Annotated in this window: 28 protein-coding genes; 4 read left to right on the forward strand and 24 right to left on the reverse strand. The window is 57.6% G+C overall.

From position 1 onward, the window contains the following. Nucleotides 1–10: 10 nt before the first annotated feature. From rplB to EXZ61_RS20600, 14 genes are all read right to left on the reverse strand, one after another. The gene (gene rplB, locus EXZ61_RS20535) at nucleotides 11–835 is read right to left on the reverse strand and encodes a 50S ribosomal protein L2 (RefSeq protein WP_142813787.1); all 825 of its coding nucleotides are present in this window, start codon (nucleotides 833–835) and stop codon (nucleotides 11–13) included. A 2-nt stretch (nucleotides 836–837) separates the two neighbouring features. Continuing rightward, a complete protein-coding gene (gene rplW / locus EXZ61_RS20540) occupies nucleotides 838–1,164 on the reverse strand; it encodes a 50S ribosomal protein L23 (RefSeq protein ID WP_142813788.1) in 327 nt (108 codons plus the stop codon). Next, nucleotides 1,161–1,781, reverse strand: a complete 621-nt coding sequence (gene rplD / locus EXZ61_RS20545; protein ID WP_142813789.1) for a 50S ribosomal protein L4 — start codon at nucleotides 1,779–1,781, stop codon at nucleotides 1,161–1,163. Before rplD ends, rplW begins: the two co-directional genes overlap by 4 nt. Further along, nucleotides 1,781–2,461 carry a 50S ribosomal protein L3 gene (rplC, locus tag EXZ61_RS20550; protein ID WP_142814345.1) on the reverse strand — a complete coding sequence of 227 codons (681 nt, stop codon included), beginning with the start codon at nucleotides 2,459–2,461 and terminating at the stop codon, nucleotides 1,781–1,783. Before rplC ends, rplD begins: the two co-directional genes overlap by 1 nt. Nucleotides 2,462–2,659: 198 nt before the next feature. After that, complete coding sequence (gene rpsJ / locus EXZ61_RS20555) at nucleotides 2,660–2,974, reverse strand: 30S ribosomal protein S10 (protein WP_142813790.1); 315 nt, start codon at nucleotides 2,972–2,974, stop codon at nucleotides 2,660–2,662. A 24-nt stretch (nucleotides 2,975–2,998) separates the two neighbouring features. Beyond that, on the reverse strand, nucleotides 2,999–4,189 hold the full coding sequence (gene tuf, locus EXZ61_RS20560; protein ID WP_142813687.1) for an elongation factor Tu: 1,191 nt from the start codon (nucleotides 4,187–4,189) through the stop codon (nucleotides 2,999–3,001). A gap of 112 nt (nucleotides 4,190–4,301) precedes the next feature. After that, nucleotides 4,302–6,404 (reverse strand): elongation factor G, encoded by a 2,103-nt coding sequence (gene fusA / locus EXZ61_RS20565; RefSeq protein ID WP_142813791.1) that lies wholly within the window; start codon nucleotides 6,402–6,404, stop codon nucleotides 4,302–4,304. A gap of 154 nt (nucleotides 6,405–6,558) precedes the next feature. Continuing rightward, entirely contained in the window at nucleotides 6,559–7,032 is a 474-nt protein-coding gene (gene rpsG / locus EXZ61_RS20570; RefSeq protein ID WP_142813792.1) for a 30S ribosomal protein S7, read from the reverse strand. Between the two features lie 154 nt (nucleotides 7,033–7,186). Next, a complete protein-coding gene (gene rpsL / locus EXZ61_RS20575; protein WP_142813793.1) occupies nucleotides 7,187–7,564 on the reverse strand; it encodes a 30S ribosomal protein S12 in 378 nt (125 codons plus the stop codon). 122 nt (nucleotides 7,565–7,686) lie between these two features. Beyond that, complete coding sequence (locus tag EXZ61_RS20580) at nucleotides 7,687–8,871, reverse strand: D-alanyl-D-alanine carboxypeptidase family protein (protein WP_142813794.1); 1,185 nt, start codon at nucleotides 8,869–8,871, stop codon at nucleotides 7,687–7,689. A 55-nt stretch (nucleotides 8,872–8,926) separates the two neighbouring features. Further along, complete coding sequence (locus EXZ61_RS20585; RefSeq protein WP_142813795.1) at nucleotides 8,927–9,574, reverse strand: alpha/beta hydrolase; 648 nt, start codon at nucleotides 9,572–9,574, stop codon at nucleotides 8,927–8,929. Between the two features lie 94 nt (nucleotides 9,575–9,668). After that, nucleotides 9,669–10,019 carry a (2Fe-2S) ferredoxin domain-containing protein gene (locus EXZ61_RS20590; protein WP_142813796.1) on the reverse strand — a complete coding sequence of 117 codons (351 nt, stop codon included), beginning with the start codon at nucleotides 10,017–10,019 and terminating at the stop codon, nucleotides 9,669–9,671. Nucleotides 10,020–10,028: 9 nt separating this feature from the next. Continuing rightward, on the reverse strand, nucleotides 10,029–11,123 hold the full coding sequence (locus EXZ61_RS20595) for a VanZ family protein (protein WP_142813797.1): 1,095 nt from the start codon (nucleotides 11,121–11,123) through the stop codon (nucleotides 10,029–10,031). 18 nt (nucleotides 11,124–11,141) lie between these two features. Then, on the reverse strand, nucleotides 11,142–11,570 hold the full coding sequence (locus EXZ61_RS20600) for a CopD family protein (protein WP_142813798.1): 429 nt from the start codon (nucleotides 11,568–11,570) through the stop codon (nucleotides 11,142–11,144). A gap of 318 nt (nucleotides 11,571–11,888) precedes the next feature. Here EXZ61_RS20600 and hemB point away from each other — a divergent pair, with 318 nt between their 5' ends. Then, a complete protein-coding gene (gene hemB, locus EXZ61_RS20605; protein WP_142813799.1) occupies nucleotides 11,889–12,905 on the forward strand; it encodes a porphobilinogen synthase in 1,017 nt (338 codons plus the stop codon). 4 nt (nucleotides 12,906–12,909) lie between these two features. Then, nucleotides 12,910–14,031, forward strand: a complete 1,122-nt coding sequence (locus EXZ61_RS20610) for a magnesium transporter CorA family protein (RefSeq protein ID WP_142813800.1) — start codon at nucleotides 12,910–12,912, stop codon at nucleotides 14,029–14,031. Nucleotides 14,032–14,074: 43 nt separating this feature from the next. Here the strand turns inward: EXZ61_RS20610 and EXZ61_RS20615 are convergent, their stop codons facing one another. The 3 genes from EXZ61_RS20615 to EXZ61_RS20625 all read right to left on the reverse strand — a co-directional run bounded on the left by EXZ61_RS20615 (nucleotide 14,075) and on the right by EXZ61_RS20625 (nucleotide 16,810). Beyond that, a complete protein-coding gene (locus tag EXZ61_RS20615; RefSeq protein ID WP_142813801.1) occupies nucleotides 14,075–15,058 on the reverse strand; it encodes a Bug family tripartite tricarboxylate transporter substrate binding protein in 984 nt (327 codons plus the stop codon). A 110-nt stretch (nucleotides 15,059–15,168) separates the two neighbouring features. Continuing rightward, entirely contained in the window at nucleotides 15,169–16,038 is an 870-nt protein-coding gene (locus tag EXZ61_RS20620) for an amidohydrolase family protein (RefSeq protein ID WP_237219210.1), read from the reverse strand. Nucleotides 16,039–16,123: 85 nt separating this feature from the next. Continuing rightward, nucleotides 16,124–16,810, reverse strand: coding sequence for a dienelactone hydrolase family protein (locus EXZ61_RS20625; protein ID WP_142813803.1), 687 nt, complete (start codon nucleotides 16,808–16,810; stop codon nucleotides 16,124–16,126). 78 nt (nucleotides 16,811–16,888) lie between these two features. On the opposite strand from EXZ61_RS20625, the gene EXZ61_RS20630 reads away from it, so the two are divergent. Beyond that, nucleotides 16,889–17,635, forward strand: coding sequence for an SDR family oxidoreductase (locus EXZ61_RS20630; protein ID WP_142813804.1), 747 nt, complete (start codon nucleotides 16,889–16,891; stop codon nucleotides 17,633–17,635). 104 nt (nucleotides 17,636–17,739) lie between these two features. Next, nucleotides 17,740–18,372, forward strand: coding sequence for a MarC family protein (locus EXZ61_RS20635; protein WP_142813805.1), 633 nt, complete (start codon nucleotides 17,740–17,742; stop codon nucleotides 18,370–18,372). Nucleotides 18,373–18,628: 256 nt separating this feature from the next. On the opposite strand, the gene EXZ61_RS20640 is transcribed toward EXZ61_RS20635, so the two are convergent. The 7 genes from EXZ61_RS20640 to EXZ61_RS20670 form a co-directional block, all read right to left on the reverse strand. Continuing rightward, nucleotides 18,629–19,831, reverse strand: a complete 1,203-nt coding sequence (locus tag EXZ61_RS20640; RefSeq protein WP_142813806.1) for an RNA polymerase sigma factor — start codon at nucleotides 19,829–19,831, stop codon at nucleotides 18,629–18,631. A 52-nt stretch (nucleotides 19,832–19,883) separates the two neighbouring features. Further along, complete coding sequence (locus tag EXZ61_RS20645; protein WP_142813807.1) at nucleotides 19,884–20,246, reverse strand: YciI family protein; 363 nt, start codon at nucleotides 20,244–20,246, stop codon at nucleotides 19,884–19,886. Nucleotides 20,247–20,421: 175 nt separating this feature from the next. Next, nucleotides 20,422–21,030 carry an FMN-dependent NADH-azoreductase gene (locus EXZ61_RS20650; protein WP_168224842.1) on the reverse strand — a complete coding sequence of 203 codons (609 nt, stop codon included), beginning with the start codon at nucleotides 21,028–21,030 and terminating at the stop codon, nucleotides 20,422–20,424. Nucleotides 21,031–21,550: 520 nt separating this feature from the next. Beyond that, complete coding sequence (locus EXZ61_RS20655) at nucleotides 21,551–22,237, reverse strand: ABC-type transport auxiliary lipoprotein family protein (RefSeq protein ID WP_237219023.1); 687 nt, start codon at nucleotides 22,235–22,237, stop codon at nucleotides 21,551–21,553. 35 nt (nucleotides 22,238–22,272) lie between these two features. After that, on the reverse strand, nucleotides 22,273–23,271 hold the full coding sequence (locus EXZ61_RS20660) for an MlaD family protein (protein ID WP_142813810.1): 999 nt from the start codon (nucleotides 23,269–23,271) through the stop codon (nucleotides 22,273–22,275). A gap of 8 nt (nucleotides 23,272–23,279) precedes the next feature. Continuing rightward, the gene (locus EXZ61_RS20665; RefSeq protein WP_425353593.1) at nucleotides 23,280–24,107 is read right to left on the reverse strand and encodes an ABC transporter ATP-binding protein; all 828 of its coding nucleotides are present in this window, start codon (nucleotides 24,105–24,107) and stop codon (nucleotides 23,280–23,282) included. After that, a complete protein-coding gene (locus tag EXZ61_RS20670; protein ID WP_142813811.1) occupies nucleotides 24,104–25,228 on the reverse strand; it encodes an MlaE family ABC transporter permease in 1,125 nt (374 codons plus the stop codon). The genes EXZ61_RS20665 and EXZ61_RS20670 overlap by 4 nt, the downstream gene beginning before the upstream one ends. Nucleotides 25,229–25,268: the final 40 nt, after the last annotated feature.

Here is a 25,268-nt window from a genome sequence, read left to right on the forward strand (position 1 = left end):
TACCTACCCCTTACTTCTTGCGACGCGACACGATCATGACCTGCGTGCGCTTGTTGTTACGGGTACGGTAGCCCTTGGTCAGATTACCCCAAGGATCGACTGCATGACGGCCTTCACCGGTCTTACCTTCGCCACCACCGTGTGGGTGATCGACAGGATTCATAACCACACCGCGAACGGTAGGACGAATACCCATCCAGCGCTTGACACCGGCTTTACCCAGTTGGCGCAGGCTGTGCTCTTCGTTCGCCACTTGACCCAAGGTCGCACGGCAATCGATATGAATCTTACGAACTTCGCCGGAACGTACGCGAACTTGCGCGTAGGTGCCTTCACGAGCCAACAGTGTTGCCGATGAACCCGCAGAGCGGATCATTTGAGCACCCTTGCCAACTTGCAATTCAACACAATGGATCACAGAACCGACAGGAATATTGCGAATCGGCAAAGTGTTGCCAACACGAATAGGAGCTTCGGAACCACTCATGATCGTTGCGCCGACTTCCAAGCCACGTGGAGCGATGATGTAGCTACGCTCACCGTCCGCATAGCACACCAGGGCGATGTGCGCGGAACGGTTTGGATCGTATTCAATACGCTCAACCTTGGCTGGAATACCATCTTTAACACGACGGAAGTCAACAACACGGTAGTGATGCTTGTGACCACCGCCCTTGTGACGTGTGGTGATGTGACCGTTGTTGTTACGTCCAGCTTTTTGGAACTGAGGTTCCAACAGCGCTGCGTGCGGAGCACCTTTGTACAGGTGGTCACGCGAAATCTTCACCACGCCACGACGGCCTGGGGAAGTTGGTTTCATTTTAATAACAGCCATGATTACGCAGCCTCCCCACCGAGGTTCAGCTCTTGACCGGGTTTCAAGGTCACGTATGCCTTGCGAACATTGTCGCGACGACCTACAGACTTACCGAAACGCTTGGTCTTGCCTTTGGTGTTTACAACGGAAACGCCTTTGACTTCAACCTTGAACATCAATTCCACAGCGGCCTTGATTTCAAATTTAGTTGCGTCTTGCAGCACTTTGAAAGTAACCGCGTTGCTCTTTTCAGCAACCATAGTGGCTTTTTCAGACACGATGGGCGCAACGAGAACCTTCATCAATCGACCTTCGTCGAACTTGGATACTTGGGTACCGTGGCTCATGCGAACATCTCCTTGAGTTGGTCCATTGCAGCCTTGGTGACCAGTACCTTGCGATAGTGAACCAGCGACACGGGATCTGCATAGCGTGGCTCAACAACCAAGATGTTGACCAAGTTGCGTGAAGCGAGGTAAAGATTGTCATCAACCTGATCGGCGATCACCAAGACGGAATCCAAGTTCATTGCTTTGAACTTAGCGGCCAATGCCTTAGTCTTGGGTGTATCAACGGTCAAAGACTCTACTACTGCCAAGCGACCTTCACGGGCCAGCTGGGACAAGATAGCAGCCATACCAGCACGGTACATCTTCTTGTTGATCTTTTGGGCGAAGTTTTCATCAGGCATGTTCGGGAAAATCCGACCGCCGCCGCGCCACAATGGAGAAGAGGTCATACCAGCACGAGCACGACCAGTACCCTTTTGCTTGAATGGCTTCTTCGTTGAGTGATGAACTTGTTCACGGTCTTTTTGAGCGCGTGTACCTTGGCGCGCATTGGCCTGGAACGCGACTACGACTTGGTGAACCAGATCTTCGTTATATGCACGACCAAAAACCGCTTCTGAAGCTTCGATTTTGGAAGTTGCTTGACCTTGGTCATTCAGGAGTTCGAGCTGCATTAGTTCGCTCCTTTTGCAGATTCAGACTTGGCCTTAACAGCCGGGCGCACTGTAACAAAACCGCCAGCAGATCCAGGCACAGCGCCACGAATCATCAGCAATTGACGTGCTTCATCAATACGAATCACGTCCAAGTTTTGAGTTGTCACCGTCGCGTCACCCAAATGACCAGTCATGCGCTTACCAGGGAACACGCGACCAGGATCTTGGGCCATACCGATGGATCCAGGCACGTTATGCGAACGGCTGTTACCGTGCGATGCGCGCTGAGAGCTCATGTTGTGGCGCTTGATAGTACCTGCGTAACCCTTACCAATTGAAGTGCCTTGCACATCAACTTTTTGACCGACAGCAAATACATCAGCGACCGGCACTGTGGCACCAGCAGCGTATTTTGCAGCCTTGTCAGCGGCAACGCGGAACTCTTGAATGATTTCGCCGGCTTCAACACCTGCTTTAGCGAGGTGACCCGCTACTGGCTTGGTAACACGCGATGCTTTGCGTGAACCGAACGTTACTTGCAGCGCAACGTAGCCGTCATTCTCTTGGGTTTTCACCTGAGTCACACGATTGTTAGATACGTCTACCACGGTCACAGGAACTGCGTCCCCGTCATCCGTAAATAGGCGCATCATGCCAATCTTGCGGCCCAGCAACCCTAAGTGATTGCTAAGACTCATTATTTTCTCCGTAACTCCCACCACGACAACTTCAATTGGCTGCCGTGTTTTACCTGGGAGACTGTTAATAAAACCCGACCAAAAGTGATACCACCTTTGGCCGAGCCTGCGAGTATAACGCGCACTTGTTTTTTACACAAGTGGTCGCGTTACAGCTCTCTTGGCAAGACACGCTGTTAGACTGCGCGTCCCATCAATTTATTGCAACTTGATTTCGACGTCGACACCAGCAGGCAGGTCCAACTTCATCAACGCGTCAACAGTTTTGTCTGTTGGGTCAACGATGTCCATCAAACGCTGGTGTGTGCGGATTTCGAACTGGTCACGACTTGCCTTGTTCACGTGAGGTGAACGCAAGATGTCGAAACGCTTCATGCGTGTTGGCAAAGGCACGGGGCCTTTAACAATCGCGCCCGTACGCTTTGCGGTGTCCACGATTTCCAGAGCGGACTGGTCGATCAACTTGTAATCGAATGCCTTCAGGCGGATGCGGATTTTTTGCTTTGTAGCCATGGTAATTCCTGTTAGTACTGAGAATTACGCAATGATCTTAGCAACCACACCGGCGCCGACAGTACGACCACCTTCACGGATAGCAAAGCGCAAGCCTTCTTCCATCGCGATGGGGTTGATCAACTTCACGGTGATGGAGACGTTGTCACCAGGCATCACCATTTCTTTGCCTTCTGGCAACTCGATCGCACCTGTCACGTCCGTTGTGCGGAAGTAGAACTGTGGGCGGTAGTTGTTGAAGAAAGGTGTGTGGCGTCCGCCTTCGTCCTTGGACAAAACGTAGATTTCGCCTGTGAAGTGTGTATGTGGCTTGATGGAGCCGGGTTTGCACAACACTTGACCGCGTTGAACGTCTTCACGCTTTGTGCCGCGCAACAAGATACCGACGTTGTCACCAGCTTGACCTTGGTCGAGCAACTTGCGGAACATTTCCACGCCGGTGCAGGTTGTCTTTTGTGTGTCAGCGATACCAACGATTTCGATTTCTTCGCCGACCTTGACGATACCGCGCTCAACGCGACCCGTCACCACGGTACCACGACCGGAGATGGAGAACACGTCTTCCACAGGCATCAAGAATGCACCGTCCACTGCGCGCTCTGGCAGGGGGATGTAAGTGTCCAAGGCATCAGCCAGTTTCATGATGGCTTCTTCACCCAACGCACCCTTGTCGCCTTCCATAGCCAATTTTGCAGAGCCGTGGATGATAGGTGTGTCGTCGCCTGGGAAGTCGTACTTGGACAACAGTTCGCGAACTTCCATCTCGACCAGTTCCAACAACTCAGCATCATCGACCATGTCGCACTTGTTCAAGAACACGATGATGTAAGGAACGCCCACTTGGCGAGCCAACAAGATGTGTTCACGTGTTTGGGGCATTGGGCCGTCAGCTGCGGAACAAACCAAGATCGCGCCGTCCATTTGAGCCGCGCCAGTGATCATGTTCTTCACATAGTCAGCGTGTCCAGGGCAGTCCACGTGGGCGTAGTGGCGGTTAGCGGTTTCGTATTCAACGTGAGCGGTATTGATGGTAATACCGCGCGCTTTTTCTTCAGGTGCCGCATCGATTTGGTCGTAAGCCTTCGCTTGCCCGCCAAACTTTGACGCCAACACGGTAGTGATCGCCGCTGTCAGCGTTGTCTTACCGTGGTCAACGTGACCAATAGTGCCCACGTTCACGTGGGGCTTGGTACGCGTGAATTTTTCTTTTCCCATTTTTCAATTCTCCAAAGAGCTTATTCCCGTGTATTGGTTTAATGTTTGCACGATATTGCTGGTTCGCCCCGCACGGGAAACAGGGCGGCACACCGTCGCAGACAACTTCAAATTACTTCGCGCGTGCAGCCATGATGGCTTCGGATACGTTACGCGGGGCTTCCGCGTAATGTTTGAATTCCATCGTATAGGTTGCACGACCTTGCGACATAGAGCGCAGGGTGGTGGAATAGCCGAACATTTCAGACAGGGGTACTTCCGCCTTAATAGCTTTGCCGCCACCCATCATGTCGTCCATACCTTGCACCATGCCACGGCGTGAGGACAAGTCGCCCATCACGTTACCAGCGTAGTCTTCAGGCGTTTCCACTTCCACGGCCATCATGGGCTCCAGGATGACGGGGTTCGCTTTACGGCAGCCTTCTTTGAATCCAAAGATCGCGGCCATCTTGAACGCCAGTTCATTGGAGTCAACGTCATGGTAAGAACCGAAGTGCAACGTCACCTTGACGTCAACCACGGGATAGCCAGCCAGTACGCCTTGCGTCACAGCTTCCAGGAAGCCTTTTTCTACCGCTGGAATGAATTCGCGCGGAACCACACCACCCTTGATCGCATCCACGAATTCGTTGCCCTTACCGGCTTCATTGGGTTCGATCTTGAGAACCACGTGGCCGTACTGCCCCTTACCACCGGACTGGCGCACGAACTTGCCTTCGGCATCTTCCACAGTCTTGCGAATGGTTTCGCGGTAGGCGACTTGGGGCTTGCCCACGTTCGCTTCCACGCCGAACTCGCGCTTCATGCGGTCAACAATAATTTCCAAATGCAATTCGCCTTGGCCGCCAATAATGGTTTGACCAGATTCTTCGTCAGTTTGGACACGGAATGATGGATCTTCAGCAGCCAGACGGTTCAGGGCAATGCCCATCTTTTCTTGGTCAGCCTTGGTCTTTGGCTCCACCGCTTGGCGAATCACGGAATCAGGGAACACCATACGTTCGAGCGTGATCACAGCAGCTGGATCGCACAAAGTTTCACCTGTGGTGACGTCTTTCAAACCAACGCAGGCAGCAATGTCGCCGGCACGGATTTCATCCACTTCTTCGCGGTTGTTTGCGTGCATTTGCACGATACGGCCGATACGCTCTTTCTTGCCACGCACCGCGTTGTAAACGGTGTCGCCCTTTTTCAGAACGCCGGAATACACACGCACGAAAGTCAACTGACCGACAAACGGGTCAGTCATCAATTTGAATGCCAATGCAGCAAATTTTTCGCTATCGTCGGCTTTACGTGTTGTTTCTTTTTCGTCTTCATCAAAGCCCTTGATCGCTTTCACGTCCAAAGGAGAGGGCATGAGTTCGATCACGGCGTCCAACATGCGTTGCACACCCTTGTTCTTGAACGCGGTGCCACACAACATAGGCTGGATTTCGCCTGCAATCGTGCGTGCACGCAAACCCGCAGTGATTTCTTCTTCAGTCAAGTCACCTTCTTCGAGGTACTTGTTCATCAACTCTTCGGTGGCTTCAGCAGCAGCTTCCACCATCTTTTCGCGCCACTCTTTGGCGGTCGCCAAGAGTTCCGCAGGGATTTCTTCGAAGGTGAACTTCATACCTTGGGAAGCTTCGTCCCAAATGATGGCCTTCATCTTGCGCAAATCGACCACGCCGGTGAAGTTTTCTTCAGCGCCGATTGGAATAACGACAGGAACGGGAGATGCGCGCAAACGCAATTTCATCTGCTCCACGACCTTGAAGAAGTTGGCACCGGTGCGGTCCATCTTGTTCACAAAAGCTAAACGTGGAACCTTGTACTTGTTTGCCTGACGCCACACGGTTTCAGACTGAGGCTGCACGCCACCCACTGCGCAGTACACCATGCAAGCGCCGTCCAACACGCGCATGGAGCGCTCTACTTCAATCGTGAAGTCAACGTGTCCGGGGGTGTCAATGATGTTGATACGGTGCTCTGGGAAAGATGCATCCATGCCCTTCCAGAAGCAAGTGGTGGCAGCGGAAGTGATCGTGATACCGCGCTCTTGCTCTTGTTCCATCCAGTCCATGGTAGCCGCGCCATCATGCACTTCACCAATTTTGTGGTTTACGCCTGTGTAAAAAAGAATACGCTCGGTCGTGGTAGTTTTGCCAGCGTCGATGTGCGCAGAGATACCGATGTTGCGGTAGCGCTCAATGGGGGTAGTGCGAGCCATGATGGATCCTTGATTGATCTGTGTCTTTGAAACGCCACCCGCACAACGCGGCGCAGCGCAACCTTCAAATTAAACAAAACCCACTTGGCGAATGTGCGAAAGCAAATCACCAAATGGGCTTTTGCCGCACACAAGCCATGTGCGGCAGCGTGCTTTAGAAGCGGAAGTGCGAGAAAGCCTTGTTGGCTTCAGCCATACGGTGAACTTCATCACGCTTCTTCATGGCGCCGCCACGGCCTTCGGTTGCTTCGAGCAACTCGTTAGCCAAGCGTTGAGCCATGGACTTTTCACCGCGCTTACGCGCAGCTTCTTTAATCCAGCGCATGGACAAAGCCAAACGACGGACAGGGCGCACTTCAACTGGCACCTGGTAGTTAGCACCACCAACGCGGCGGGACTTCACTTCGACCATGGGCTTCACATTGTTGATAGCAACAGTGAAAGCTTCGACTGGGTCTTTATCAGGGTGCTTTTTAGCGATCAGTTCGATAGCACCGTAAATGATGCGTTCTGCAACCGCTTTTTTGCCGCCTTCCATGATCACGTTCATGAATTTGGACAGCTCTACATTGCCGAACTTTGGATCCGGCAGAATTTCACGTTTAGGGACTTCGCGACGACGTGGCATTTTTTCACCTCTTTGCTTCAGTTGGCATCTTATTCAGACACCGGGAGAGTTAACTAATAAGACTCTCACTTACTCGACCCAAACAGCGGGTCACTTCGTTCATCTACTGCGCCACGCAGCAAACAAACACCTTGTATTCAAACGAACGAATGGCTTATTTAGCCTTTGGACGCTTTGCACCGTATTTGGAACGTGACTGCTTGCGATCTTTCACGCCTTGCAAGTCGAGCGAACCGCGCACGATGTGGTAACGCACACCTGGCAAATCCTTGACACGACCGCCGCGAACCAGCACAACGCTGTGTTCTTGCAAGTTGTGGCCTTCACCGCCGATGTAGGAGATCACCTCAAAACCGTTGGTCAAGCGCACTTTGGCAACTTTACGCAGAGCGGAGTTAGGTTTCTTAGGCGTTGTGGTGTACACACGGGTGCACACACCACGACGCTGTGGAGAGTTTTGCATCGCAGGGCTCTTGGACTTGATCGTTTCGACCTCGCGCCCCTGACGTACTAATTGGTTAATGGTTGGCATTGAAAACGTCCCTAAACGTTTGATAACTAAAAAACTACGAAAACGTGAATCCCTTCGGAATTTCCGAAAAGCCTTCTAATGTAGCAGAGCAAGGGTTTTCACGCAAGCATGGGTCGCGTAACTTATCGAATCCAAAGGCGCATGGCGTCCCACGCACGGCCAACAACACCTGCTTGTTCAATACCGTCAAGGGCGACCAGCGGGACTTCAGCCACGGATTGCTCGCCCGACAGTACACGTAGAGTTGCTACTACCGCGCCCTTCGCGATAGGTGCTACCAATGGGTCAGCGCGCACCACTTGGGTTTTGAGCTTCACTGAGGAACCGCTGGGAACTGCAATGACGATAGGCTGTGTGCGGCCCAGTTTGACCGTAGACGCCAGTCCTTTCCAGACGTTGGGGGTCACCACAGCCTGACCTGCATCGTACAACTTGACCATTTCAAACGCCGTAAAACCCCAGTTCAGAAGCTTTTGCGATTCATTAGCCCGTGCATTTTCACTTTCAGCGCCCAAAACTATGGACAACAAGCGGCGAGTTCCACTGGAAGGCGCTGGAACAGCACCTTCTGCCGCCAACAAAGAAAACGGCACCGTGCGCTTGGCGGTTGCCACCATGCAATAGCCTGCGGCGTCCGTATGGCCCGTCTTTAGACCATCCACCGTGGGGTCGCGAAACAGCAGTAAATTGCGATTGCTGTCATTGGCCGCGGGTGTACCGGGGTAGCGATACTTCTTGATAGCGTAGACGTGGACGTAATCGGGAAAGTCGGACATCAAGCGCGTGGCGAGAATACTCAAATCACGGGCAGTCGTGGTGTGGCCCGCTTCGGTCAAACCTTCAGGATTTTTGTAACTGGTCGACTTCATGCCAAGGGCTTGGGCTTGATCGTTCATCAACTGCACGAAGTGTTCGGCAGTGCCGCCTACGCCTTCCGCCAAGGCCATCGTCGCGTCGTTGCCCGACTGCACAATCATGCCTTTAATGAGGTCTTCCACTGGCACCTGCATCTTAGGGTCAATGAACATGCGAGATCCCGGCATTTTCCAAGCACGCTCGCTGACAGACAAGGTCTGTTTAAGGTCAATTTTCTTGGACCGCAGCGCGTCAAACACTAGGTAAGCAGTCATCAGCTTGGTCAAAGAGGCTGGCTCTACAGGCGCATCTGCATCCTTAGTCGCCAGCACTTGTCCGCTGGTTACATCCATGAGCAAGTAGGCACGTGCAGCAACTTCAGGCGCTTGCGGGGCCTGGGCCGACACCGTCAGAGAAAAAACAGCCATTAAGGCAGCAAAAAACAGTTTCATGGGACTCAATCAAAAACAAGTGCAGTCGAGACTGCACCAAACAAATACGCAACGCTCAGGCCGCAACTGGGGCCTGGATATGACGGACGAGCAACTGGCGCAGCAGCCCCAATTGTCCATGAAAGAAATGCTCCACCCCGGGGATCACGGTCACTGGCAGGGTTTGGGGGCGTGCCCAGTTCATTACATCAATCAGGGGCACCGTCTCATCTTGCTCCCCATGCAGCACTAAAGTTCGTGCGTGCAAGTCCGATGGAACAGGGGCCACCGTGAACCGACTGGCCGCTGTGCCCACCAGCACCAGCTTCTCCAACGGACGCGCTGGCCATAGTGCCTGCACCGCGTGACTGGTGACAAAGGCGCCAAATGAGAAGCCCGCCAAGGCCAGCAGACCGCTTGGCGCTTGCTGTGCGACCACGGCAAGCAAGTCTTCCATTTCGCCGCGCCCTTCGTCGTAGACGCCGGCACTGGCCCCGACACCGCGAAAGTTAAAGCGCACCGCTTGCCAGCCACACATCACAAAGGCGCGGGCGATGGTTTGCACCACCTTGTTGTCCATCGTGCCGCCAAACAAGGAATGTGGATGGGCAATCACCGCCACACCCAAGGGGGCCGACCAAACGTCGGGGTCAGGCAAGTCGCAGAGCGCTTCAATCGCACCACTTGCCCCATCCAATTGTATTTTTTGGGTTCTTGAATTCATTTAAATGCTATGTAAATAATAGCTAAATAGGCAACTTTCATGGGCGTCAATGGCTTTTTTGCCCCATACGCCAGCTCTGACGCAAAGAAAGTGTCTAGCGTCCCAAGTGGTCGGGCACCACCAAACGATCCACCACTTTGCCATTCTTCAAATGAGACTCGACGATCTCATCAATGTCAGCCGCATCGACAAACGTGTACCAGACCGCCTCAGGGTAGACCACGGCCACGGGCCCCGCTGCGCAACGGTCCAAACAACCCGCTTTATTGACCCTAACGTGCCCTTTGCCGGACAAACCGGCCTCTTTAATCTGCAGCTTGCAGCGCTCAAAACCTTCTTGGGCTTTGTGCTGAGCACAACAGTCTTCACCGTTCTTGCGCTCGTTCAAGCAAAAGAAAATATGGCGTTCGTAATAACTAGTGGGTTCAGGCGTACTTTGGTTCATCGGCCCATTTTAGGTTTTTGTATCACGCCGGGCGACCTGTGACAACACATACACCAATGCCGCATAGGGCCACAGCCACCCAATCCACTGCGCAAGCCCCTGAAAACGAATGAATCGCCCCTGTTCCCAGGCTTGAAGCGTGGCTGCGAAATACGGGTTCTCTGGCGCTTGATTGAGCATATTGAGATACAAGGCAATAGCCACCAATGCCAGTGAAGCCCCCACGCGCCAAGGTACAAAAGCCATGCCCAGGCTTGCCAGCAAAGCAACGCCCATCCCCACTTGGGTCGCCAAATCCAACCAAGCCCAAGCATGCGCCGGCCCCCAACTCAAGGCGGCAGACAGGCTGGTTACTGCGATTCCCAGACCAAACAGCCCAAGCACTAGCTTGATGCGCTGCAGTGGCGAACGCACTACGCAAAAGCCAAGCAAACACGGAATGAGCAAACCCAATGCCACGCACACCATCGTGGCCGCCGGCACCAAAGGCAGCAAAGCCTCGTCCCGCACTGGCAGCCAGTTGAAAAAGGGAGTGTCGTCCAGCGTATCTGCCAAGGCCCCTTCGAGTCTTTCCAACACCTGCCCTAGGCCAAATGGTATGGCGGCAGGAAACAGCAGGGCGACAGGCCAACTGGCCAGCAATACCAAGCCGCCACGCGCTTCCGGCACGAACCACCGGGCACGAATGCGACTCCAGTGGTCAATTGCTCCCCAGCGCTCCAACAGCACTGTCACACCAGCACCCAAGAGCCCCCCTACGGTATTGAAAAACAGGTCCTCTTTGGAAGGCACACGGGCGGGCAGGTAGGTTTGCAAAGCTTCCATACAGCCGGCTAGCAAAAAAGCCCAAAGAGTCGAACGGATGATGACGTGGCGGGACCGTCCACTGCGCACTGCGCCAAGTGCCAGCAGGCTCCCCAATGGGACGTAACCCGCGATGTTGATGCCCACATCAAACCCCGTCCAATACTTGGGAAGCGGTGCAGACACGTAATGCCACGGCGCTAAGCCTGGATCGCGCCACTCAGTAAACGGATACAGGCTGGCATAGACCACCAAGAGCACATACATGAGCGCCAACGGTGACGCAGTGGTCTTGTGCATGGCTTGGCGGCGGGTGTATTAAAAGGGCTTAACGACCACCAAAATCACGATGGCAAGCAATAGCAAAACCGGTATCTCGTTAAACCAGCGAAACCACACATGGCTGCGCTGCACTGTGCCTGCGCGGAACTTACGCAGCAACACACTGCAACCATGGTGGTACCCCATGACCAGGAGCACCAAAGCCAACTTGGCGTGCATCCACGCGTTGCCCGGCCCAAAACCAATGCCATAGCCCAACCATAGCCAAGCGCCAAGCCCGAGGGCCGGCACCGCCAGCAAAGTAGTAAAGCGCAGTAACTTGTGCGCCATGAGCAGCAACCGTGCCCGCTCCGCCTCAGAGCCAGGCGGCACCATGGCCAGATTCACAAAAATGCGCGGCAAATAAAACAAGCCCGCGAACCAGCTGGCGATAAAGACGATGTGGAGTGATTTAACCCAAAGCATGTGGAAAGTGTAATGGCCGAAATGCAGGGGCAAAAAAAAACCCCAGAACTGGTCTGGGGTTGCAAGCCTATTTGCTGTCACACATCAAGGCTCCGCTCAGGGAGGAAAAGCGGAAGGTAGCAAGCTACCCGGGGTTGAATTTAACAAATAACTTTTGCGGGTGCAAGCCCTCAATTCAAAAATATGTAACTTTTTGCTGCTAAAACGTAAATTGCGTCTGTACGTTCGTCAACCTACGCGGCGCGAATGCCCACGGCGGCTGGCAGACCCTCAGCGGTTGGTGCCGGGGCTCTGAAAACTTCAGGCACAATTTTCCCCATGACTGCCTACGCCCCTTTCCCCCATGGCCGCCCACGGCGCTTGCGCCGCGATGCGTTTACCCGCAACCTAGTCCGCGAAAACCAAGTCACACCCCATGATTTGATTTATCCCGTCTTCGTGGTGGATGGCCACCAGCAGCGTGTTCCTATTGCCTCCATGCCCGGCGTCGAGCGCTTAAGCTTGGACCTGTTGCTGCCCGTGGCCGAAGAGTGCGTGAAGCTGGGTATTCCAGTCATGGCGCTGTTCCCCGTGATTGACCAATCGCTCAAAACCTACGATGGCGGCGAAGCCCTGAACCCCGATGGGTTGATTCCCCGCGTGGTGCGTGCGCTCAAAAAAGAGTTTCCTGACTTAGGCGTCATGACCGACGTGGCCCTGGACCCCTTCACCACCCACGGCCAAGATGGCTTGCCTGACCAACGTCCCGGCAGCGATGGTTACATCTTGAACGAAGAAACCGTAGCCCAGTTGGTGCAACAGGCCTTGACCCAAGCCCGCGCCGGTGTGGACATGGTGGCGCCCAGCGACATGATGGACGGCCGCATTGGTGCCATTCGTGCCGCCCTGGAAGCTGAAAACCTGATTCACACCCGCATCATGGCCTACAGCGCCAAATATGCGTCTGCGTTTTACGGCCCCTTCCGCGACGCGGTAGGCTCGGCCAGCAACCTGGGCAAGAGCAACAAAAAGGTCTACCAAATGGACCCCGCCAACAGCGACGAAGCTTTGCGCGAAGTGGCCATGGACATTGCCGAAGGCGCAGACATGGTCATGGTCAAACCGGGCATGCCGTATTTGGACGTGGTGCGCCGCGTCAAAGACGAGTTCAAAGTCCCCACCTTTGCCTACCAAGTCAGCGGCGAATACGCCATGCTCAAGGCCGCAGCCCAGAACGGTTGGCTCGACCATGACGCAGTGATGATGGAAAGCCTGTTGGCCTTCAAGCGCGCGGGGGCTGACGGGGTGCTCACCTACTTTGCCCTAGAAGCCGCCAGATTGCTGCAAAAAAAGTAGCGGAATGCGCATATTCCATATACGCAATCAAGGGGTTACCGAGGGAACCAGTTTAGAAGACTGGACCCAAGGTGGCCTGCCCGCCGACGGCTATGTGTGGATCGCCTGCGGGCGGCGTGAGTTTGAAGTGCACCAGCTGCAAGTGCAAGCCACGCTGCAAGCGCTGTGCGGCACGCAGCTGCTAGACCTGCACATCTCGGACCTGCTGAACAACCAGCTGCCATCGCACTACGACTACACCTCGCAATACGACGTTTTGGTGTTTCGCCGTCTCGCTGCCGGCAGCACGCCCACCGACCTCAAAAATCCAGGCCAGCCCTTGCCGCATGCGCCGCCTACTGGCGGCCCACCGATTCTGCGGCGCATTGACACCAGCCCCGTGGGCTTTGCCGTGTTTGACCGCGTCATCCTGACCGTGCACCCCGCAGACTGCGCCGTGCGCGATGCTTATGCCGCCAAAATCTTGCAAGCCACGGCCAGCGAGGCTGCGGCAGCGGGCGCACGCTTGCCCACCAGCCCCGCAGACCTGATGCTGCGCGTCATCAACCACATGGTGGACGGCTACTTGGCATTGCGCCGCGAACTCACCCACCAGTTGGACCACTGGCAAACCGAGCTGCTCAACCCGCGTACCCGGTTTAACAACTGGTCCACGCTCTTGGACGCACGTTTGGCATTGCACCATTTGGATGAGATCTGTGAAGAGCAACGCTCAGCGCTGCAAGACTGGATTGAGGCCCTGAAAACTTGGCCCGAGCCCGATACCCCTGGCCTCGCCCGAGACTACGAGCTGCTGCAAGTGCGCAGCCGCGATGTGCTGGAGCACATTGAGCGTGTGGTGCACCACGTGCGCCGCCTAGAGCAAAGCATTGAGACAGCGGTGCAAATGCACTTCAATGTGCAAGGCAACCGCACCAACGACATCATGCGCACCCTCACCGCGCTAACGGCCATTTTCTTGCCACTGAACCTGATTGCGGGCATTTTTGGTATGAACTTCGAGTTCATCCCCTTGCTGCATATTCACAGTGGCTTTTGGTGGGCGCTCGGAGCCATGTCGCTGATTGCTGCTGTCATGGCCATCCTCTTTTGGCGCAAGCGTTACATCTCGCGCACAGGCCGCTGAGGCTCGGCACAGCGAAGCATGGCGCTTCGCTGCATGTCGCTGACTACTGCGCTTGGAAGCCGCTGGTCTTGATGATCTTGGCCCACACTTGGGTGTAAGCCGCCTCGCGGCTCGCCAGTTGTTGCTGGCTCATAAAGCCCACGGTCAAGCCCATGGCGCTCAGCCTTTCTTTGACATCGGGCTGCGCAATCACCTTGGCCAAAGCGTCTGAGAACTTGTCGATCACGGCCTTGGGCGTGCCTGCGGGCGCATAAAAGCCGTAGTAAGGCATGTCGTCAAACCCCACCAGCCCCAGCTCTGCAAAAGTGGGCACATCGGGCAGTGCCGCTTGTCGGTGGGCACCCAGCACAGCCACCACCCGCACTTTGCCTGCCTTGTGGTTTTCAATAAAGTCAGGCACCGAGCCCGTGCCCGCAGCGATTTGGTTGCCCAGCATGTCCGCCATCATGGGGGCGCTGCCACGGTAGGGTGCGGCTTGCAAATCCAAGCCGTACTTTTGTCCAATTACCTTGACCAAGAACTCGGGCGTTGACGCCGGGGCGGGCACGCCCACGGTGCTCTTGCCTGCGCCTTGAGACTTGACCCAGGCCACGTACTCATTGACCGACTTGGCGGGCGTTCCACCGGACACGGCCAGCGCGTTCACAAAGGTGGCAAACCCAGCCACGGGCACAAAGTCCTTGCTGGGCTCAAAGCCGGGGCTCTTGGTGACCAAGGGCAAGATGGAGATGGTGTGGTCATGCGTCATAAACAGCGTGTTGCCGTCTGCGGGGGCCACTTTGAGCGCTTGCGCGGCAATCTGCCCGCCCGCGCCTGCCTTGTTGTCCACCACCATGCTCACGCCCAGCGGGTCTTTGAGCTTGTCGGCCAAGATGCGGGCAATGGCATCGGTGCCGCCACCGGGTGGAAAGCCCACCAAAATCTTGACCGTGCTTTGTGCCTGCGCCACGCCACCCGCTACCAACGCGGCCAACAACAGGGTTCTACGAAGTACGTGCGACACACGCGGTGCTGAAAAACCAAGCATTAAGAAACTCCTCGCAACAGTGAAACAACAAGCCTTTAGCGTGGCCCAAGCAGCGCACACCTTGGCGGCAGAACGTACACGATACAACAAGCAAACCCATCAGAGCAAAACTACGGCGCAGGGTCCGGCAAGCCCAGCAATTTGGCACCATTGCCCCAGGCAATTTGGCGGGCAACCTCGGGTGGCAAATCACCCAGCCACTGCCGGTAGCCCTGCATCAGCGGGTCGTAGTATTGCCAGCGCTGGTTGATCCAGGTGTCAGACCCCAGCACAAAGCGCCCCGGGTACTTGAGCAACAAGGCGCGCCACTCGGGGCACAAGGCCTCGCGCCCTTGCGTGTCCGGGCAGGTGAGGCCCGGTCGGTAGGACAGCTCGCCCATGAGCAAGGGGTAGCGGGCCAGCAGTGCGTCCACCCGCGCCACCGGTGCGCCGCCAATGCCGGTGTGCGCCCATACCAAACGCAAGGCCTGGCCCTTTGATGGCGCGTTGGCCATCAGCAAGTCAATGGCTGCGTCATCCACATGGGCCAGCACCGCCAGCTGCTTGGCTTCGGCAAAGGCCATGAGCTTTTTGGCCACCGGGCCGTTGGCGTTGGCGCTGTCGTACAGATGAAACTCGCCTATGCCTTTGAACGGCCCGCTGGCCGTGCCCGCCGCGTACTCGGCCAGCACCATGTCGTAAATGCTGTCGTCCTTGAACCAGCTGTCGTAGTCCGCCCGATTGCGGTAGAGCCGAATGAAAGGCACCACCGTCACGCCCGCTTGCCGCGCCAAGGGGCTGGCCGCCAAAAGCTTGGTGCCGTCGTTGGGCCTGCTGTTAGACACGATGGCACGCACCCCGTTGCGCTGCATGCGGGCCAGCACATCCGCCGGTGGGTGGGGGCCTGCTTGGCCGTCCCACGCTTCGACGTTGTAGTGCAAGTGGGCATCCAGAATGGGGCCTGTGTAGTCCGCCGCCTTGGCGGCCACGCCACCCACCATCGCTATACAAACAATAGCTACTTGCGCAATATCCATGAGCGCTAGAGGCCATTTTTTCTCAAAAAACCTGTCTAGCGCTCGCATATCACCCCCTTAAGTGCTGGACAAAGAACTGCAGCGTGCGCTCCAGCGCCAAGGCAGCAGCGGGGGCGTTGTAGGCGCCCCGGTGGTCGCAGTTAAAGCCGTGCTCTGCGTCATAGGTGTGCACCAGCACCTGCGGGTGGGCTTTGGCAAACGCGTGCACGCCGTCCAGTGGAATGGCGTGGTCTTGCTCGCCAAAGTGCGCCATCACCGGGCACTGCGCTTGGCGCGCCACTTCAGCCGGTGTGGTCACCCCACCGCCGTAGTACGCCACCGCAGCGCGCACGCCGCTCAAGCCGCAAGCCGCGCGCCATGCCAGCAAACCGCCCCAGCAGTAGCCCACCACACCCACCGGGCCAAAGCTAGCGCCATACGCCACGGCGGCAGCCACGTCTTGCAACACGCCCGGCGCGGGCAAGGTCTCTGCCGCAGCTTTGAGCTCACGGCCCAAAGTGATGTCGGCTGCCTCGTAGCCCCGCGCTAAGCCAGGGTGCAGGCGCTCAAACATGGCAGGGGCGATGGCCACGTAGCCTTGGGCAGCGTAGCTGTCGGCCAATGCGCGAATATGGCTATTCACCCCAAAGATTTCTTGCAGCACCACGATGGCACCACGCGGAGTGCCCTGCGGTTGGGCGACGTAAGTGGGAATAGCAAAACCGTCTGCGGCGGTCAGTGTGATGGTGGAGGGCATGCCAGGTTTTCTTCCAAGGGTGTAAGGTATGAAGCCTGATATTTGTAACCTGAAACCCGCGTCTGCGCACACACCCCCATGCAAAACATTGCTTTGATCACCGGCGGCTCTCGCGGCATTGGCGCAGCCACCGCTCTCACCTTGGCCCACGCAGGCTACGCTGTTGCGGTGAACTACACCCGCAACTCATTGGCCGCCGACGAGGTGGTGCGCCAAATACGCGCCATAGGCGGCACGGCCATCACAGTGCAGGCCGACGTGGCGATGGAAGACCAGGTCATGGCCATGTTTGCCAAGGTTGACGCCAAGCTCGGCCCACTGACCGCTTTAGTAAACAACGCAGGCGTGGTGGCCCCTGCCAGCCGGGTGGACGCCATGGACTTGGCACGTCTCAAGCGGATGCTAGACACCAACGTGCTGGGCACCCTGCTGTGCGCGCGCGAAGCCGTGCGCCGCATGAGCACCTTGCACGGGGGCGCGGGCGGCGGCATTGTGAACGTGTCCAGCGTCGCCGCCAGCTTAGGCGCAGCCGGCCAGTACGTGGACTACGCAGCCAGCAAAGGTGCGGTCGACAGCTTTACCGTGGGCCTGGCGCGCGAGGTGGCGACCGAGGGCATTCGCGTCAACGCCGTGCGCCCCGGCGTGATTGACACCGATATCCACGCCTCCGGCGGCCAGCCCGACCGGGCGCAACGCTTGGCACCGCAACTGCCCATGCACCGCCCCGGCACCGCGCAAGAAGTGGCCAACGCCATTGCATGGCTGCTGAGCCAAGAAGCCAGCTACACCACAGGCGCGCTGCTCGACGTATCTGGCGGGCGCTAGCCCCTCAGCCACACGCCAAAATATTTGTATGAAAGCGCTGCGCGCCACAGCGCAGAGCGACTGCCTTGTGGCACAGTCTGTGCCGGTAACACTTGGAGCACCGCATGGACTTGAAACCGCTGATCACCCTCTTGGCCATTGTGAATCCGCTGGCCATCGTGCCGTTCTTCATCCACTACACGCAGGGGTTCACGCTAGAGCAGCGCCGCCACACCGTGTGGGTGTCGTCATTCAGTTGCTTTGTAGTGATTGCCATCAGCGCGTTGGCAGGCCTGCACATTCTGGATTTTTTTGGCATCTCGCTGGCCAGCTTTCAGGTAGGCGGCGGCATGTTGCTGCTGATCAGCGCCATGAACATGCTGAACGCCCAACCCGCTGAAGCCAAGACCAACACCCACGAACTCGAAGACGGTGCCGAAAAAGCCGCCATGGGCGCCAGCATTGCCGTGGTGCCGCTGACCATACCGCTGCTCACCGGCCCCGCCAGCATGTCCACCGTGGTGATTTACGCCGAGAAGGCCAAAACCATCTTCCAACTCAGCGCCCTGCTGGGCTACGGCGTCGTCATCGCAGCCGCGACCGCCATCTGCTTTTCCTTGGCCGAACCCATTGCCCGCGTACTAGGCAAAACCGGCATCAACGTCATGACCCGCCTCATGGGCTTGATCTTGGCCGCCTTGTCGGTAGAGGTGATGTCGGATGGGTTGGTGAAGCTGTTTCCGATGTTGGGGAGGTAAGGCGAGAGCCGCAATCTGGGCTGTTGTTTTGCATACCTTTTTGGCGACTTTTTTAGTCGCCATTACCGCGATTGCGGTCTTAGATTTGGGACAGGTTAAATGCCGGAGTAGGCCAGCAGCGGCCGTTGACGAGTGACTACTTTGGAGTCTCAGGATTCTGGTTCGATTCAGGACTCCAAAGCTCAGTGCTACTGAAACCGAGGGGAGACCTCGCTGGTTCAGAACTCTGATCTTTTGCAGTTTCCAGCTTGTAACTTCAACCCAATTGGGCAACTAGGAAGTCTCGAACGCGCGGATCGCTAGTGAGTCCAATGGCCTTCAGAAGCGCAGCCCTTTGACCGTCAGCGTCGGCCATTTTCAGGACATGTGCTCGGGCGACCCAATAGGGTGCGTAAGTGGTGGCATCCGCGGGCAGCGCATCCAGCAACCCCACCGCGAATTGCGGATCGCCAGCCTCAGCGCGGGCCACGGCTTCACCGACACGTGCACCGAGGCTAGGGTGGTGCTGCACCAAAACTCCATAGAGCTGGGCAATGGCACGCCAGGGCGTCTGCCCTGTGGCACGGCGCTGGGCATGTGCAGACTGGATAGCCGCTTCAATCTGAAACGGGCCAGGTTGTCGCAGCCCTGCAGCAGTCCAAAGCGCTTCCTCTGCCTCAGAGATCAGTTCTTCTCGCCATTCTTTAGGGTTCTGCATATGCAAGGGCACAAACCGACCTTCGCTATCGAATTGCGCTGATCGACGCGCTTCAGCGTGTAGCAAAAGAGCTAGCAACCCCCAGGCTTCAGCCTGGCTAGGCAGCAATTGCGCCGTTAGTTTGGCAAGAAAGAGAGCTTCTTCGCGCAGGTCTTCCGCAGGACTGTCCACAACTCCGCGACCCAAGGTATACGCGGCATATATTGCATCCAATACCGCCGCCAGTCGCGCGGGTAACTCATGTGCTTCTGGGGTTTCGAACCTCAGTCCAGCATCGCGAATATTGGCCTTTCCGCGAACGAGGCGCTGGGCCATTGCTGTCGGGGAGACGAGAAACGCGCTAGCAATGACCTTAGCGTCAAGTCCCAACACGGCCTGCAGCATGAGCGGCGCGTGTACGTTGGCAAAAATAGCAGGATGCGCACATACGAACATCAGTTGCAAACGTGCGTCGGGAACTGCTTGTGGCTCTGGCGCCTCGGGCTCAGTTTCATCTAGTAGAGCGATTACGCGCGGATCAAGCGTCAATCGGATGTGGCGGGCATGATGAAGCAGGCGGCGCTGGGCCGCAGTGGCCAGCCATGCTTCGGGCGCATTTGGCACACCCTGCTCGGGCCAGTGCCGCAAAGCAGCCGCGAACGCGTCGGACAGTGCATCCTCGGCCGCGGCTAGGTCGCGCCACTGCCAAGCCAGGCGAGCAACAAGACGACCGTAACAGTCTCTTGCGACCCGCTCGGCGGCAGCCTTCGCTTCGTGACTCACGCGCAGTAGGTCAGGAATTGGTTCATCTTTTTCCAGTGGCTCCTGTGAACCCTCATGCGGCCGTCGGGGGAGGTAGTACGGGGCGTACTTCGACACTGCCGGCGGACGCACAAGGCGCGCGCGATGCCCACTCCAATGCCTCATCGAGGCTGTCCGCTTTAACAATGACGTACCCACCAAGATGCTCATATGTGTCGGCGAATGGTCCATCTTGTACTTGCCGTTTGCCACCTTCCACGCGGATGTGGGTGGCCGTGCGCGGAGGTTGAAGTGCATTACCGCTGACCATGATTCCGCTGTCTTGCATGGCGTTCATATATGCACCCCAGGCACCCCAGTAGGCGGGCGCGGCAGTGGGGTCATCCTTGCGTGCGACTTCGGCATCGGTCTCTTTAAAAACAATCATGAATTGCATTGGGTTCTCCAGGTTGGGACCGCGCACCATACGCGTTCCTGATTAGGTGATGCGCGACCACTCTTCCGATCGACATTGTTTCAAAAACTTTTTTGAAGCAGTCATGCCGACCTTGTCATTTAGAGAGCAGCCGCGGGTTAAAGGCTTTGATTTACGCCAGCTCACTTACCTTCATTCAGTTCTCGACGGCTAAAAGTTCCTTCGCCGATCTGACAGCGCCTTCATAGTCAATAGCCAGTCCCTCTGCACGGTAAACACTTACGTCTTTGACACCCATAAACTCGAGAATGCAACGCAAATAGGGGACCAAAAAGTCTTCGGCGACGCCGTCACCCTTTGAATACACACCACCGGTGGCACATAAAAGTATGGCCTTCTTACCGGATAACAGCCCTTTGCGACCTTTCTCATCGTAAGTGAAGGTGAGCCCAGGGCGCACGACGTGGTCAATCCAGGCCTTTAGGGACGATGGGACCGTACGGTTGTACATGGGACTTGCGATGACGACGGTTGTAGCGGCAATGAGCTCGTTGACTAATTCGTCCGAGAGCGTCAGCCCTTGTTGCTGCTCAACAGTGCGCTGATCCGGCGTAATGAAGATGGCGTCTGCGAACGTGCCATCGACATGCGGCAATGACCCCCCCATTGCAGCAAGATCACGGACCACGACCCGCTCATGCGGATGGGTCTTGGAGCGCCGTTCCAAGAGGTCATCCAGTAGAAGGGTCGACACGCTGTGTTTGCCGACTGGGCTGGAGGTAATCACCAAGGTGGTTGATGTCATGAAAATCCTTTCGGGAACTATTGGTAGCGGCCCGCGCACCTTGCGCATTCCTGAAAGGGTGATGCACAGCCAAACGGCCGATCGACATCGGATTTAAAAATATTTTGCAGATTCCGACAGAGATCGAAATAGCCAATGTTCCGGCTGCCGGTCTACTTGAACGGTCAACGGTGAACGGCTGCCCAAGCTGACATCCGGCGCATCCGGTAATCCAAAGATGTTGTGCTGCTCAGTTTGTACTAGCTGGAGCATTAATGCTGCCAATGTGGGGTAGAAAAGCTGTCTGCCCGCACTAGCAAGATCACTGGACACGGATCAAATGCTTTGGCTTCCCAGTGGCGCTGCATCCAAACCGGTCGTTGGCAACCGAAGACAACCGGCAGCTTTGTGGCGAGACTTTTGGCACGGTAAGCACCCACATTGGGTCGGGAACTGCCAATCATGGCGACGATTTGAAAGTCGGGTTCCAGCCCATCGCGGAACTAGCCTCGCGTCAGCCTTCACGCCAACCATTCACCCCTCAAGGCTGCGACTGTTGCACCCACTGGTCGATCTCGGCAATCACGGCGTCGGCCGCAAGGCTCAGGGCTTTGATGCCGCCGGGGGCGTCGGGGGTGGGGCTGGGTTCTTGGACCACAAAGCTGCGTTGGGCCACCAAGCGCTCAGGGCCGTGGCCGGCTTGGGCCAAGGTGGCACGCAGGCGCAGCAGGCCGGTGCTGCGGTCGGGGGCTTCAAACCATTGGCTGAACTCGTCAATTTCAATGCGCAGGCTCAGCACCGCGCCGCCTTGCACCACGCCATCGGCAGGGTTGAGCACCGCGCGGCGCTGGCCTAGCTGGTCACGCAGGCGCTGGCGCAGCAGCTCTGCGGGCGGCATGCTCCAGCGGGCCAGGGAGTAGGGGCGCAGCTGCTGGGCGTCGCTATAGGCCAGGCGGTACAGCACGGCGGTGCTGTCTAAGGCCGATGCCGCCTGCACGCCCGAGAGCAGCAGCGGTGGCAACGGTGCCATGCGGTTGCTGGCAACGGGCGCGGTGGCGCCGGGGCCAAAGTCATACACGGCAGGGCGCGCGGGAGTTTGCAACACCGAGCAGCCCGCCAGCCCCCAGAGCAAGCCCGCCACGAGGCCAACACGCAAGGTATGCGGCAAAACAGAGGCAAATCGGGCTCTGGCGCGCATGGGATATTCGCAAGCAGCTATATTTTTCATAGTATTCATCACAAATGGGGCGCGGGGCCTGTGCGTCAGCGGGCGGGCGGTGGTGGCACAAAGCCACTTTCGCCCGGGCCGGGAGCGGCTGCGCCTTTGCCCAGCAGCAGAGACTGGGGGTTGTCGTTCACCGAGTCGGCAATGCGGCCCACTTGGCGCACGGTGCGCGAGGCGTCGTCTACCGTGCGGTTGATGCGGGGCACCAGCGTGGCGTTCAGGGTTTGGCCTGCAGCGGCCATGGTTTCGGTGCTTTGGGCGATTTTGTCCAAGGTGCCACCGGGTTCGTTCATGCGGCGGTTGGTGCGCTGAAACTCGGCGGCAGAGGTGCGCACGGTGTCGGCGCTCACGGCCAGGCGCTCGGCGGTGGTTTGCATGGTTTTGAGCGTGGTGCCCGCTTGCTCCACCATGCGAGGCAGGTTCATGCCGTCAGGCCCGTTTTGGGCGGCCAGCATTTGGTCGGCACGGTGCGTGAGTTGGCCCACGTTGGCAGCGGCTTTGCCCAGGTTGTCGATAGCAACCATGAGCGTTTTTTGATTGTCTGATGCCAGTAAGCCATTGACCCGCTGGCTGGCTTGCTCTAGCTGGCCCAGCAGGTTGCTGCCTTGGTCGGTCAGGCGCGACATCATCCCGGGGCGCATAGGAATGCGGGGCAGTTGCGCTCCAGCGGCCTGCAGCGGTTGGGTGGAGGTACCGGGGTCGTCCAGCTGCACAAAGGCCAAGCCGGTTACGCCTTGGAAGCCCAGGCTGGCGTAGGTGGACTCGGTGATGGGGGCGTTGTCGCTCACGGCAATGCGCACCAGCACGTTGCCGGGCGTGGCTTTGTCCAAGCCGATGTAGGTGACGCGCCCTACCGAGACGCCTTTGTAGCGCACACCGGCTTGGGGCTGCAGGCCAGTTACGCTTTCGCGGCTGGAGAGTTCAAACTGGCGTTGCTCGGTGGTGTCCCGTGTGAGCCAGGCGGCCAAGGCAATCACCAGTGCGGTCATCACCAAGACAAAAGCGCCAGCTGCAAGGGCGTGGGATTTGTTTTCCATGGTTCTTTCTAGGGGTTGTCTTTGTACACCGCATCGGGCTGGGCACGCAATAGCTCCATGGCGCGCAGGCCACGCCCGCCCAAGAAGAACTGGCGGGCAAATGGGTGGTCTAGCGCAATCACGTCTTTGGGTGGTGCGTTGGCGATGACACGCTTTTCGGCCACCACGGCCACGCGGGTACTGATTTCGTAAATGGTATCGAGGTCATGCGTCACCATGACGACGGTGAGGCCCAGTTCGCGGTGCAGCGTGCGCAGCAGGGTACAAAACGCGTCGGAGCGGTCAGGGTCTAGACCAGCGGTGGGCTCGTCTAGCAAGAGCAAGGGCGGATCCATGATGAGGGCGCGCGCCAAGGCCACGCGCTTGATCATGCCGCCCGACAAGTCAGCGGGCATTTTGTTGGCGTGGGCGGGGTCTAGGCCCACCATTTGCAGCTTGACCATGGCGGCGTCCCGCACCAAGTCGTCCGGCAAGGTGTGCAGTTCACGCAGCGGAAACGCAATGTTTTCTAGCACCGTAAACGCCGAGAACAAGGCGCCGTGTTGGAACAACATGCCCACCCGGCTCGCAGCCCCTGCGCGGCCCAGCTCAGATGCGGGCCGCCCCAGCACGGTCACGGTGCCACGCTTGGGCGTCTCCAGCCCCAAGATCTGGCGCAGCAGCACGGTTTTGCCACTGCCGGAGCCGCCTACGATGGAGAGCAACTCACCCTGCTCGATGGTGAGGTCCAGGTCTTTGTGGACCAAGGCGTCCACCCCATTAGTGCGAAACACGCTCCACAGCTTGTCGATCTGCACCACGGGAGGCTTAGGGTTGAGGGCTGAGTTCATGCTCATACCCCCACGCTCTTGAACACCACGGCAAACAAGGCATCGACCAAGATGACCATGGTGATGGAGGTGACCACCGCCGCCGTGGTGCCTTTGCCCAGGCTTTGGGTGTTGGGCTGCACGCGCAGGCCAAAGTGGCAGCCAATGAGCGCAATCAACAAGCCAAACACCACCGACTTGGACAAGGCCAACCACAGGTTGCCCAGCTGCACCGCCTTGGGCATGGCCTCAATGAAATAGGCGGGGGTGAGCCCCAAGACTACGTCTGCTGCCAACATGCCACCGAGCAAGGCAGCCACCGTGGTCCACACGGTGATAAGTGGCATGGCCAGCGCCATGGCCAATGCGCGTGGCATGACCAAGCGGTAGCCACGGGGGATGCCCATGACGCGCATGGCGTCTAGCTCTTCGGTCACCCGCATGACGCCAATTTGTGCCGCAATGGACGAGCCTGAGCGCCCTGCGATCAAGATGGCGGCCAGCACCGGCCCTAGCTCGCGGATGAGCGAGATGCCCAAGATGTTGACGATGAAGGCGTTGGCACCAAACTGGCGCAGCTGCTGCGACATCAAATACGCCAGCACCACGCCAATCAAAAAACCCACCAGCGCAGTAATGGGCAAGGCCGTGGCGCCAATGCGGTACATATGGCCTGAGATGTCACGCCACGGGCCGGTGTGCGGGCTGCGCAGGAGCTTGAGCAGGTCCAAAAACAGCTGGCCCAGCAAACGCACGGCACCCACGGCGTGGCCCTCAATGCTGTAAAGCCATTCGCCCAGTTTCAGGAACGCGCGCCACACGCTCATGCGGTGGTGCTTGGGGGGCGGCACGCTGAAGCGCGCCACGCGTTTGAGCGTGGCCAACTGGCCCGCCTCGGTGAGCACATGCGCAGGCCAAGCACGGCCCCAGGCGTTCCACAGCACTTGGGCGCCCACATGGTCTAGGCGCTCCAGGTTGCGCAGGTCCCAGTGGGCGGGCTGCTGCGCGGGTTGGAGGGCCTGCTGCGTGGCGGCCCACTGAGCGGGGTCGGCCAGGTCGGCTGCTGTCCAGCGACCATAGAGCGTTGCGCACAGGCCCTGTGGCGTGTGCTCCAATGCAAGGCGTGGCGTGCAATCCTCCGCGGTCATAGTTCCCTGTGAAAATAGTGTGTAGCGGATGGTACTCGCA

Origin of the sequence: Rhodoferax aquaticus (genome assembly GCF_006974105.1) — a bacterium.
GTDB classification, from domain to species: domain Bacteria; phylum Pseudomonadota; class Gammaproteobacteria; order Burkholderiales; family Burkholderiaceae_C; genus Allorhodoferax; species Allorhodoferax aquaticus_A.

Excerpts from the sequence above, each read along its gene's own strand:
- EXZ61_RS20620 (WP_237219210.1), bottom strand. The coding sequence starts at position 16,038 with ATGGTGGGTGGCGTGGCCGCCAAGGCGGCGGACTACACAGGCCCCATT.
- tuf (WP_142813687.1), bottom strand. The coding sequence starts at position 4,189 with ATGGGAAAAGAAAAATTCACGCGTACCAAGCCCCACGTGAACGTGGGC.
- rpsL (WP_142813793.1), bottom strand. The coding sequence starts at position 7,564 with ATGCCAACCATTAACCAATTAGTACGTCAGGGGCGCGAGGTCGAAACG.
- rplD (WP_142813789.1), bottom strand. The coding sequence starts at position 1,781 with ATGCAGCTCGAACTCCTGAATGACCAAGGTCAAGCAACTTCCAAAATC.
- EXZ61_RS20600 (WP_142813798.1), bottom strand. The coding sequence starts at position 11,570 with ATGCTTTGGGTTAAATCACTCCACATCGTCTTTATCGCCAGCTGGTTC.
- EXZ61_RS20625 (WP_142813803.1), bottom strand. The coding sequence starts at position 16,810 with ATGCCCTCCACCATCACACTGACCGCCGCAGACGGTTTTGCTATTCCC.
- EXZ61_RS20645 (WP_142813807.1), bottom strand. The coding sequence starts at position 20,246 with ATGCAATTCATGATTGTTTTTAAAGAGACCGATGCCGAAGTCGCACGC.
- EXZ61_RS20670 (WP_142813811.1), bottom strand. The coding sequence starts at position 25,228 with ATGACCGCGGAGGATTGCACGCCACGCCTTGCATTGGAGCACACGCCA.
- EXZ61_RS20590 (WP_142813796.1), bottom strand. The coding sequence starts at position 10,019 with ATGAACCAAAGTACGCCTGAACCCACTAGTTATTACGAACGCCATATT.
- EXZ61_RS20610 (WP_142813800.1), top strand. The coding sequence starts at position 12,910 with ATGCGCATATTCCATATACGCAATCAAGGGGTTACCGAGGGAACCAGT.
- EXZ61_RS20630 (WP_142813804.1), top strand. The coding sequence starts at position 16,889 with ATGCAAAACATTGCTTTGATCACCGGCGGCTCTCGCGGCATTGGCGCA.
- EXZ61_RS20580 (WP_142813794.1), bottom strand. The coding sequence starts at position 8,871 with ATGAAACTGTTTTTTGCTGCCTTAATGGCTGTTTTTTCTCTGACGGTG.
- EXZ61_RS20585 (WP_142813795.1), bottom strand. The coding sequence starts at position 9,574 with ATGAATTCAAGAACCCAAAAAATACAATTGGATGGGGCAAGTGGTGCG.
- EXZ61_RS20615 (WP_142813801.1), bottom strand. The coding sequence starts at position 15,058 with ATGCTTGGTTTTTCAGCACCGCGTGTGTCGCACGTACTTCGTAGAACC.
- hemB (WP_142813799.1), top strand. The coding sequence starts at position 11,889 with ATGACTGCCTACGCCCCTTTCCCCCATGGCCGCCCACGGCGCTTGCGC.
- EXZ61_RS20655 (WP_237219023.1), bottom strand. The coding sequence starts at position 22,237 with ATGAAAAATATAGCTGCTTGCGAATATCCCATGCGCGCCAGAGCCCGA.
- EXZ61_RS20635 (WP_142813805.1), top strand. The coding sequence starts at position 17,740 with ATGGACTTGAAACCGCTGATCACCCTCTTGGCCATTGTGAATCCGCTG.
- EXZ61_RS20660 (WP_142813810.1), bottom strand. The coding sequence starts at position 23,271 with ATGGAAAACAAATCCCACGCCCTTGCAGCTGGCGCTTTTGTCTTGGTG.
- rpsJ (WP_142813790.1), bottom strand. The coding sequence starts at position 2,974 with ATGGCTACAAAGCAAAAAATCCGCATCCGCCTGAAGGCATTCGATTAC.
- rplC (WP_142814345.1), bottom strand. The coding sequence starts at position 2,461 with ATGAGTCTTAGCAATCACTTAGGGTTGCTGGGCCGCAAGATTGGCATG.
- rpsG (WP_142813792.1), bottom strand. The coding sequence starts at position 7,032 with ATGCCACGTCGTCGCGAAGTCCCTAAACGTGAAATTCTGCCGGATCCA.
- fusA (WP_142813791.1), bottom strand. The coding sequence starts at position 6,404 with ATGGCTCGCACTACCCCCATTGAGCGCTACCGCAACATCGGTATCTCT.
- EXZ61_RS20650 (WP_168224842.1), bottom strand. The coding sequence starts at position 21,030 with ATGACATCAACCACCTTGGTGATTACCTCCAGCCCAGTCGGCAAACAC.
- rplB (WP_142813787.1), bottom strand. The coding sequence starts at position 835 with ATGGCTGTTATTAAAATGAAACCAACTTCCCCAGGCCGTCGTGGCGTG.
- rplW (WP_142813788.1), bottom strand. The coding sequence starts at position 1,164 with ATGAGCCACGGTACCCAAGTATCCAAGTTCGACGAAGGTCGATTGATG.
- EXZ61_RS20665 (WP_425353593.1), bottom strand. The coding sequence starts at position 24,107 with ATGAGCATGAACTCAGCCCTCAACCCTAAGCCTCCCGTGGTGCAGATC.
- EXZ61_RS20595 (WP_142813797.1), bottom strand. The coding sequence starts at position 11,123 with ATGCACAAGACCACTGCGTCACCGTTGGCGCTCATGTATGTGCTCTTG.